At 41.1% G+C, this 10,196-nt stretch carries 9 protein-coding genes; 6 read left to right on the top strand and 3 right to left on the bottom strand.

All coding sequences use genetic code 11. The annotated features are described in order from the left end of the window. The first annotated feature begins 163 nt into the window (after positions 1–163). From IQ246_RS26535 to IQ246_RS26525, 3 genes are all read left to right on the top strand, one after another. A complete protein-coding gene (locus IQ246_RS26535; RefSeq protein WP_244142168.1) occupies positions 164–589 on the top strand; it encodes a PD-(D/E)XK nuclease family protein in 426 nt (141 codons plus the stop codon). Between the two features lie 33 nt (positions 590–622). After that, positions 623–1,057 (top strand): AAA-like domain-containing protein, encoded by a 435-nt coding sequence (locus tag IQ246_RS26530; protein WP_194006287.1) that lies wholly within the window; start codon positions 623–625, stop codon positions 1,055–1,057. 61 nt (positions 1,058–1,118) lie between these two features. After that, positions 1,119–1,760 carry a hypothetical protein gene (locus IQ246_RS26525; RefSeq protein ID WP_194006286.1) on the top strand — a complete coding sequence of 214 codons (642 nt, stop codon included), beginning with the start codon at positions 1,119–1,121 and terminating at the stop codon, positions 1,758–1,760. A 356-nt stretch (positions 1,761–2,116) separates the two neighbouring features. Here IQ246_RS26525 and IQ246_RS26520 read toward each other — a convergent pair whose 3' ends face one another. Together IQ246_RS26520 and murG are read right to left on the bottom strand one after the other, a co-directional pair. Beyond that, positions 2,117–4,345, bottom strand: a complete 2,229-nt coding sequence (locus tag IQ246_RS26520) for a glycoside hydrolase family 10 protein (protein ID WP_194006285.1) — start codon at positions 4,343–4,345, stop codon at positions 2,117–2,119. Positions 4,346–4,383: 38 nt separating this feature from the next. Continuing rightward, the gene (gene murG, locus IQ246_RS26515; RefSeq protein WP_194006284.1) at positions 4,384–5,475 is read right to left on the bottom strand and encodes an undecaprenyldiphospho-muramoylpentapeptide beta-N-acetylglucosaminyltransferase; all 1,092 of its coding nucleotides are present in this window, start codon (positions 5,473–5,475) and stop codon (positions 4,384–4,386) included. A gap of 84 nt (positions 5,476–5,559) precedes the next feature. Here murG and IQ246_RS26510 point away from each other — a divergent pair, with 84 nt between their 5' ends. Then, a complete protein-coding gene (locus IQ246_RS26510; RefSeq protein WP_194006283.1) occupies positions 5,560–6,417 on the top strand; it encodes a nuclear transport factor 2 family protein in 858 nt (285 codons plus the stop codon). Between the two features lie 127 nt (positions 6,418–6,544). On the opposite strand, the gene IQ246_RS26505 is transcribed toward IQ246_RS26510, so the two are convergent. Next, positions 6,545–7,474, bottom strand: a complete 930-nt coding sequence (locus IQ246_RS26505) for a 1-aminocyclopropane-1-carboxylate deaminase/D-cysteine desulfhydrase (RefSeq protein WP_194006282.1) — start codon at positions 7,472–7,474, stop codon at positions 6,545–6,547. 220 nt (positions 7,475–7,694) lie between these two features. On the opposite strand from IQ246_RS26505, the gene IQ246_RS26500 reads away from it, so the two are divergent. Continuing rightward, positions 7,695–9,425, top strand: a complete 1,731-nt coding sequence (locus IQ246_RS26500) for a diflavin flavoprotein (protein WP_194006281.1) — start codon at positions 7,695–7,697, stop codon at positions 9,423–9,425. 214 nt (positions 9,426–9,639) lie between these two features. Continuing rightward, positions 9,640–10,155: a phosphate-starvation-inducible PsiE family protein gene (locus IQ246_RS26495; RefSeq protein ID WP_194006280.1), complete on the top strand. Its 516-nt coding sequence runs from the start codon at positions 9,640–9,642 to the stop codon at positions 10,153–10,155. The last annotated feature ends 41 nt before the right edge of the window (positions 10,156–10,196 follow it).

Genomic DNA, 10,196 nt, shown 5'->3' with positions numbered 1-10,196 from the left:
TAATCTAATTCATATTTTTCAGAATACTTCATTCATTTTATTTATCATTTTAGGAATTTTTACACTTATCTATGTCATTTTGAAATCTCTCTTAGTTTTTATTAGTAAATAAGGTGCGTTTCCCCTACTCAAGTACCCTCCCCTGCTGGAAAACACTGTCAAGATGGTGGTGCTGTCTCCTTTGTTGGATTTAGCAGACTTTTATCTATCCCCGTTTCATGTCAAATCTGAAAAATCTGTAGAAGTTTCGGCTGAAGATGAAGGCGTAAGAGTCAAAGGGCAGATTGATATCTTAGTTTTGTTTGAACAGCTAGTAGTAGTAGTTATAGAGTCTAAACAAGCAGCTTTTTCCGTGGAGGTGGGCAAACCACAGTTGCTAGCTTATATGCTGGCAGTCTCTAACTCAGATAAACCAGTATACGGACTAATCTCCAATGGTAGTAGTTTTATTTTTGTTAAATTAATAAAACAAGAAACACCAAAATATGTATTGTCTCGCTTGTTCTACATTTTCAATCCGGGAAATGAATTATATACGGTTTTGAGTGTGTTGAAACGTCTGGGTCAATTGGCGAGAAATGGCAGTTAAAAGAGCGCGTGGACGGGTTAGAAGCAAGCTAACATCCGACCAAAAGACTGTGTATGCAATTTTTGGTTTTGTGGCAGTGTTGGTTTAGCTTTAAATATCCCGAATCAAATTGATGATTATTGGGATTTAGCGGAAATTGTGGGTAGCAGCATGGCATGTAAAGCCTATTTTGAGGAATATCTAATACCAACAATTAATAAGCCGCTAACCCTTGGTTTAGATGAAGTTGATAAAATTTTTGAATATCCAGAAATTTACCGGGATTTTTTTGGACTACTACGCGCTTTACACGAAGAAGGTAAACGACGAGAGATTTGGAACAAACTGCGATTAGTAGGGGAGCATCCCAATTTTGCAAAAAGACACAAGACTGGCACAAAAAACCTGTACAAACTGCCCACAAAGCTAAACATTAGTATATATATTTTTTGTATCTGTATAATTAAACTTTTTCTATTAGAGCCATAAACAATTCAGTAATGTAGTATTCTAAAAAACGTGGATTTCTCCAAGTAATACTACTGAAAAAATGAAAAAAAATAATATTTTGACCCCAATGTTAGTACTGGGAATTGCAATAGGAGGAGTTTTACCTGAAAAGCAAGCCTTTTCACAGACAAGTCAAATTTGTGCTTCATCTGCTGTTCCAACAGGTTTTGTTGTAACTGGTATCTCCACTAGTTTTACTCAGTGTGGTGGTTTCACAAATAATATTAGAACTATTACAAATGCTAGTCTTCTTACACCCGGTAGTTCATTAAATATTTGTCCATCATCTGCTATTCCAACAGGTTTTGTTGTAACTGGTATTTCCACTAGTTTTACCCAGTGTGGTAGTTCTTCTTCTTTTAATAATATTAGAACTATTACAAATGCTAGTATTCTTACACCCGGTAGTTCATTAAGTATTTGTCCATCATCTGCTATTCCAACAGGTTTTGTTGTAACTGGTATCTCCACTAGTTTTACCCAGTGTGGTAGTTCTTCTTCCTTTAATAATATTAGAACTATCAGGCTTGCTCAAGGCTTACCTCTTAATAGTTCATTAAGTATTTGTCCATCATCTGCTATTCCAACAGGTTTTGTTGTAACTGGTATTTCCACTAGTTTTACTCAGTGTGGTAGTTCTTCTTCCTTTAATAATATTAGAACTATCAGGCGTCTTGTTTAATAAAATTATAAGGATTCATGTAATTTATATAGCCAGTATTTACAAACTTATTTGTGACTTAAAGGAAAAGATTGCCGTTTTTTAAAGGATCATCTTGCCGAACTCAGAGTCAGACTGGCTTTAAGCATTTTCAAGCGAACGTCGTCGAGCTTCACAGAAAGCTTCCACGACTTCCTTGAATCGAAAAAATTTATCAATTTTTCCTATTTTAATTGCCCAAACGGAAATTAAAATAGTCGAGTCTTATACCACAAAATATTGATGCAAGAGTTCTTGTCTTTGGCAATTTGGTATTAAAAAAATGGAAGAAATTCCATAAGGGTTAGTCATCTGAGGAAGCAAGTTACTATTTTTTCCTACCGCCGACTACGAAAACCTTGTTTTCCATTAATTGGGTCAAAGAGTACATCGTATTTATCAAAAAATGCGATGCCAGTATTTACAAATATAGGAAGTTCTGCTTGTGATGAAATACTCAAATTCCAGCGATTTAATCCGTCGCGGGTTCCTGGTGTCAAACTATAATCAAAAATGCCATTAATTGCTACCTTCACGGCATTTGCTGAGCGTAATATTCCTGCTTTGAGTTTACCTGCTGTGGAAGCTGACTTGAATTCAGTCAAACCATTAATATTTGCAGTATCAGTGATCATTCTAGCATTACAAGAATTTTTCGCAGAACTCCCAGTAATAGTTAAACAAACCTTGCTCAGTCTAGAGTCCCATCGATTACCGGGTACACCATTAACTTCAGGTTGTTGACTCCAAGCAGCCATTTTGAAACCTGCTTGATTATCAGCAGTTAAACCGAGAATTAGGCTGCCATTGTTGTTACTACCACCATTTCCAATCACGATAAATCCGTTATTTAGATTTCCTGGTAATTTTCTCAACGGATTATAGGGAAGTGACTTTTCAAAATAGTTGACACCAACAATACCGGAAAATGGCACACCATTCTTTGCTGAACAATTAGGTTTTTGTGCAGTACATTGGCGATTAGTAACAACCTGTACGGGAACAGGTTCGGCGGTGGGAATCAAACCAAACCGGGCATTAGCATAAACTAATTCTCCTTCCAGGATAGTACCATCACTTAATACCTCCTTGACATTTTGACCTGTTCTGCGAATAGGAGCATTACCCAAAAACTCTTTGGGAACTCGCAGCCCTGCTGAACCAGTATCTAATAAAATACGCTTGGGCTGGCCACCTGCTACTGCCACTTCTAGAAAATAGCCGCGAACACGTTGACCAAGGGAAGGTTTTGGATATAAAGGTAAGGATATAGTGTTAAAAGTAGGCTTGCGGGGTGTATTTTGGGAGATGTCGCGCAACACCGGATTTGGGAAAAGAGCCGCAAATGCTGATTGTCTTTGGGCTGCTGGTTCTGGTGCGATATCCCAAAGGCTTTCGTAATAGAAAAAGCCGATACCTAAACCACGTTGTTGGGCTGCTTGCACCTGAGATTGAATTTGTGGGATAGAAACTGGGCGATTTCGTAACCCTGCCATAATACCGATACCAGTTGGAATAATTTGTTGGGTTTCTAAAATTTCTGGGCGGGTAATTTGAGCGATAAAACTTTCTAAATCATTACGGTACACTTGCATGACTAATTCATCGACAATACCCAACCGTACCCAATTGAGCCAGTCTTGCAGTTGCAGCTTGTAGGCAAAATCATAGTAATTGGGAGAAACTGAGAAGATAGCATTCGGTTTTTTAGCTTTCACAGTTTGGTGGAGATCTACCATGAATGCAGTAATTTTATCTGCTCGCCATTTTATCCATGCTTGGGCTTGGGGATTAGGTGGAGGAGGATTGCCAGTTTCTTGAGTATATAGACTAATTGTGTATTTATCGTAACCAAAATCCACAGGTAAACTCGTATGGTCATCAAATTGAATGCCATCAGCATCGTATTGAGTGATGATTTCGGTGACTAGTTCGGTGATAAACTTTTGCACTTCCGGGTGAAAGGGATTCAGCCAGGCGACTTCTCCCGCAGCACTAATTGAAGTTTGAGTCCCATCTTGCTTTTGTGTGAGCCAATTGGGATGCTTGTATGCAAGTTCCGAAGTTAGAGGAACCATGAAACCAAATTCAAACCAGGGTATTGCTAATAGCCCTTGTCTGCGGGCTTGGCTGATAATGTCTGCAATCACATCTTGTCCATCTGTTCCCTTGAAGAAGAAGGGAATACCCATTTTTCGCGCGATCGCACTGGGGTAATGTGTATAGCCATCGTTCCATACTACCGGATAAACGGTATTAAAGTTTAATTGCCGCAGTTGGCTCATGGCTGCTTCCGCTTTTGAGCGATTTCTGAAAACGCTAAAATCATTACCACTGAGCCACACTCCCCGAATTTCTTGACGAGGTTGAGGAGGTAGAGCAGCAGCAGGGACAAAGCTGTTGAGTAGCAGTACTGCAACGAACGATATCAGAAAGAATAATGGCAACAGACGCTTCCTCAAAAGCGAATAACCTTGGTGAATGAAAGGTGATATCTGGCAACAAGCTACTTCTGTGCGAAAAGCTACGCGTAGCTTGCTTTGACCTATAAGTATGCATCTACGCATGGGCTTAAATAGTAAGTTAGTAAAAGTTGCGTTAATTTTTATATTTTTTTCCCCAACTGAGTTGCTATTACCTCACATATTAGAGACGCCAACTGCTCAGCACTATCAGGAGTTGCGATCGCCTTTGCTCTTTCCCCCATTTTTGCCAACTTTTCTGGCGATCGCAGCAAATTTAAAACTTGAGTTTGCAATATTTCAGATGTCAACTCTGATTGCTTAAAGGTGAGTGCTGCACCAGATGAAGTAAATACGTCTGCATTATAAGATTGATGGTCTTCAGCGGCAAAGGGGTAAGGAATCAAAATTGCTGGCGTTCCACACACTGCTAATTCTGTTAAACTACCTGCACCAGAACGGCTAATTGCTAAATTTGCTCGCCGCAATAAAGCCGCCATGTTGTCGTAAAAAGGCAACTCTATATATTGCGGATGCTTCAGAATATCAGCTTCGGGATCGCGATCGCCAGTTAAATGCACTACATACGCACCAGCATCAAACCAAGCTGGAGCTGATTGACGCGCCAACTTATTCACAGCAACTGCACCCTGACTACCACCAAAAACCACGATTAAGGGAACACCGTCAGGAATGGGTAAATCTAATGGTGTATTAATTCCTCCATCAAGAAACTGCGAACGTACAGGAGTACCTACGCAGACATTTTTAGCACGAGGTAAATACCTAGCAGCTTCTGCAAATCCCAACGCCACCGCACTACACCAAGGGCCAAAAAAGCGAGTCACTTTACCAGGTAAAGCGTTAGATTCGTGGAAAACCACGGGTAAACCTAGGGAACGCGCCGCGATGACGGCTGGCCCTGCAATATAACCTCCTGTGGTAAACACCCCTTGAAAATTTCCCTGTTTGAGAATTCGCCTAACTTCCAGAATCGAACTGATGAGTTTACCCAAGATCCACAGAGAAGAAAGTCCAAACCCTTGCTGAAACCCTTCAACTGCAATAGTATTCAAGGGATACTGTTTAGGGACAAGTTGAGTTTCTAGCCGATTGGGTACGCCCAGCCATTCAATTTCATAATCTGGCAGTTTTTCTGCCAGTGCGATCGCTGGAAATAAGTGTCCACCAGTCCCACTGGCAGCTATTAGTAATTTTATCGGTGCGTTTGCCATCAAACCTCTACCGTTTAGCGCCTAGCTTCATTAAGATAAAACAATTTCCCTGCTTTCTCTACTCAAATCAGTAAAATCTTACCAATGACTAACATTATTGCCTTATTAGTGACACGCCAACAAAGATTTCCCGTCCGTATCTGGCTGATTTTGTTCTTGCTGACATTTGGTTTAAGCAGTAATTGGCAACGCGCTCAAGCCAATACACCACGTCAATTGGCTGCAACTGGGGAACTTGCTCAACGTAGTACTTCCCAAAATGCACCCGCTGAACTCAAAAACCTGTTGACGCAAATTGATGCAGCCGCTAGTAAGGGCGATGTTAAAGGGGTGATGCAATTCTACGGTACTAATTTTGTTCACGGGGATGGCTTAAATCGCCAAACTCTAGAAAAAGCCTTAACTTCACTCTGGCAAAGATATCCAAATTTACGATACAGCACACAGTTGCGCTCTTGGAAATCTGAAGGCAATGCGATCGTTGCCGAAACGGTAACTAATATAACTGGCTTACCCTCTGCCAACAGTAGTAATCTGGCTCTCAATGCCTCAATTACATCGCGTCAGCGCCTTATAGGTGCAAAAATCGTCCGCCAAGACATTTTGGCAGAACGTACCTTACTTACCTCTGGTAGCAAGCCACCCCAAATTGATATTAAATTACCCCAACAGGTAAAAGTCGGTCAGAAGTATACTTTTGATGCGATCGTCCAAGAGCCACTGGGTGAGGATTTTCTCCTCGGAACGGCTCTGGAAGAGCCGATCCAACCAGAAAAATATCTCAACCCCACACCTGTAAATTTAGAATTACTTACATCTGGCGGACTTTTTAAAGTGGGACAAGCACCATCAACCCCTGGTAGCCAATGGGTTTCTGCGGTGGTTCTCCGGGGCGACGGGATGACGATGATAACTCAGCGTTTGCAAGTAGTGAAGAAGTAGCTTGCTTATTGGCTGTAAGGGCACAGCAATGCTCATTGGTGTCAACTTAAGCAAAAAGTCAGCATAAAATGTAATCTAAGGACATTGGGTTTGATGTTCTTAGTTATACATTATAATATCTGCGATATTACGGTAGCCGCTCCTCCATACCAACATTGCCCTGTAAACCACCAGTATGTACCAGCAGCAGACGATGCCTTTGGCGATCGCTTTGAGGAAAAAATCCCTGCCGTAGCAAATCCATCACCCCATAAAACATTTTGGCAGTATATACGTAATCGAGGGGTATGTCATGGGCTTGTCTAAACTGTTGGCTGAACCTTAGCAACTCGTCGTTCACCTTTGCATAGCCGCCGAAGTGGTAATCACATACCAGTTCCCAAGCTCCTGGCTCAGTTGGTGCAGGTAGACTAGAGGCGAGATAGTTCGTCAATAGGTTATCGATTTCTTGTGTAAGAAATGACCCATTTTTGATAACGGGAAAAGCGATCGCTCGTTGTCCTTTGTGCAACGAAAGCGCAATTCCAGCCAGTGTGGTAGCCGTGCCACAAGCCACGCATATAGTATCAAATTCCGCTGTGTCAATTATCTCTGTGCAACCACGCACACCGTTCAGATTGCAGCCACCTTCGGGAATGATAAACACTCCACCAAAACGTTGCCGTAGGTCTTCCTGTAGCGCTATTGTGTTCCGCTGTCGATACATCTCACGGTTGAAGTACACAAGCTGCATACCTTGCCCTACAGCGAAACTTAGGGTAGCATTCAGCGGTAGCCTCTCCTCGCCACGTATTACACCAATAGTACGGAAACCGCAAAGATTCCCAGCCGCCGCAGTTGCATAGATATGGTTAGAATAAGCACCTCCAAAAGTAAGCAGCGTCGTGAAATTTTTCTGCTTGGCTTCCAAAAGGTTGTACTTCAGTTTGAACCACTTGTTGCCATTAACCCACGGGTGCATGAGGTCTAGGCGTAGCACATACAAATCAACACCAGCGTGATCAGCAATTTCGCTGTTGATTTGTTGTACAGGCGGAGGAAGAAAGATTGACGACATCGATAAACAATTTAACTAAGAATTTACACGACTCTCACATTCATTATTGGGCATAAAAGTAATGATAAACATTGGAAAATTCAATGGTATATCCAGCCCAATGAAGAATAAATCTTTCTGATGAATAGCTTTAGAAATTAGCATTTTACTAATTGAGTACTTCAAGTAAATATAAGAAGAACAACACTCGCTCTAAATAATATATTCTCGGAAAAAATAAATGGTTGCACTCACACAGCCTACTCAAGTTCTTCCCTATCCAGGACGTTTGACTATTGAAACTGTTGAAATTGCTCCCCAAACTACTGCTATTCGTTGTCTCGACTGGGATAGAGAGCGTTTTGATATAGAATTTGGATTACGGAATGGAACAACCTATAATTCTTTCTTAATTCAGGGAGAAAAAGTTGCCTTAGTTGATACTTCTCACCGCAAGTTTGAGCATTTATATCTTGAAATATTATTGGGATTAATTGATCCGGCTAAAATAGACTACTTGATTATTAGTCACACAGAACCCGATCACAGTGGCTTAGTGAAAAATATTTTACAATTAGCTCCCTCCGTTACCGTTGTTGGTGCTAAGGTAGCCATTCAATTTCTAGAAAATATGGTTCACCAGCCCTTTAAATCTATGCAGGTGAAAAGTGGAGAGCGTCTAGATTTAGGTAACGGACACGAATTAGAATTTATCTCTACACCTAACTTACACTGGCCTGACACCATCTTTACTTTTGACCACAAAACTTCTACTCTCTACACCTGCGATGTGTTTGGGATGCACTACTGTGATGATCATACTTATGATGAAAATCTCACCTCAATAGAGGAAGATTTTGCATATTATTATGATTGCCTGATGGGGCCTAATGCCCGCTCTGTCTTGGCTGCTTTAAAGCGAATTGAAAAATTAGAAATAAGAACAGTTGCAACGGGACATGGGCCGTTACTGCAACACTATATTCCCGAATGGCTCGGACGGTATCAAAACTGGAGTCTAGAACAAGCGAAAACAGAGACATTAGTGGCTTTATTTTACGTAGAAGATTATGGATATAGCGAGCACTTAGTGCGTACCATAGCACATGGATGTGCGAAAACAGGTGTGGCAGTAGAATTAATAGATTTCAATAGCGCCGAGCCTCAAGAAATTCGAGAGTTAGTCGCACAAGCTTCTGGTTTAGTCATTGGAATGCCACCCCAATCTTCAGCAATGGCTCAGGCTGCCTTGAGTACCATCTTAGCTGCTGCTCATCATAAGCAGTCAATTGGTTTATTGGAATCGGGAGGAGGGGAAGATGAACCCATTTATCCATTACGAAATAAGTTTCAAGAACTGGGATTAATTGAAGCCTTTCCCGCTATTTTAGTCAAAGACATTCCCACCCAAGCAACCGAACAACTTTGTGATGAAGCGGGAGCAGATATAGGATTATGGTTGACCCGCGATCGCACAATCAAACAAATCAAATCCATCAATACAGATCTGGAAAAATCTTTAGGACGTATCAGCACTGGACTATATATTATCACCGCCAAAAAAGGAGATATTCAGAGTGCAATGTTTGCTTCTTGGGTGACACAAGCAAGCCTTAATCCTTTAGGAGTAGCGATCGCAGTAGCTAAAGAGCGGGCAATTGAATCCTTTATGCATATTGGCGATCGCTTTGTTTTAAATGTTTTAGAAGAAGGAAACTATCAAGGGTTAATGAAACATTTTCTGAAACGTTTTGCTCCTGGGGCTGATCGTTTTGCTGGAGTAAAAACATATCCCGCTACTAATGAATCTCCCATTTTAGCTGATGCTCTGGCTTATATGGAATGTGAAATTACTAGCCGTATGGATTGTGGAGATCATTGGGTAATTTACAGTACAGTCCAAACCGGACGAATTGCCAAAGTCAATGCACTAACTGCCGTCCATCACCGCAAAATTGGAAATCATTACTAAATAATCATTGGTCATTTGTTATTAGCTAGAACACCGATTATTTCGTAGAGACGTTGCAATGCAACGTCTCTACGGTCAACGATAATTTGTCGTTTTACCGAAAATAAATCGGGTTTTTGCGATTACTGAATCCATGCTCTAGAAGCCCCAAGATAGAAATTAGTTATTTTCACCTTTTAACTTTTACCCTTTCCCCTATCACCCTCATCCTCTTATGTACAAGCCTGCTGAAAATACCCCAATTACTATGTATGAAATAAATCGGGGGCGCGTCGTGCGAACCTTGGAATTTATTCAAGATGTGATTGTAATTTCTTTATGTATCGGTTTATTTAGCTTCATGGTGCTTCAGGTGAGAGATATGTTTCTCTCCCTGCTTCCCCCTTTGGATTTTCATGCTGTTACCGCCGATATTCTCTTTTTACTGATCTTAGTTGAGTTATTTAGACTGCTGATCATTTACCTACAGGAACATCGAGTATCTATTGGGGTAGCTGTTGAAGTTTCCATTGTTTCCGCTTTGCGAGAAGTCATAGTTAAAGGTGTTCTAGAAACAAGTTGGAGTCAAGTTTTAGCAACTTGTGCTTTCTTATTAGTTCTGGGAGTACTACTGATACTGCGAGTTTGGCTACCCCCCACCTTTGATGGCATTGATCCCGAACAAATATTATCTAAACGTAACAAAAATCGCGTCAAACCAGAATTAGCCCAAACCAATGGCCGGGAATAGAGACTCAGAACTGAGGATGCCCAATGCCCCATGCCCAATGC

This window comes from aff. Roholtiella sp. LEGE 12411 (assembly GCF_015206995.1).
In the GTDB taxonomy this organism is placed as follows: Bacteria; Cyanobacteriota; Cyanobacteriia; order Cyanobacteriales; family Nostocaceae; genus Komarekiella.
This window is presented reverse-complemented; position numbering and strand designations above follow the sequence as displayed.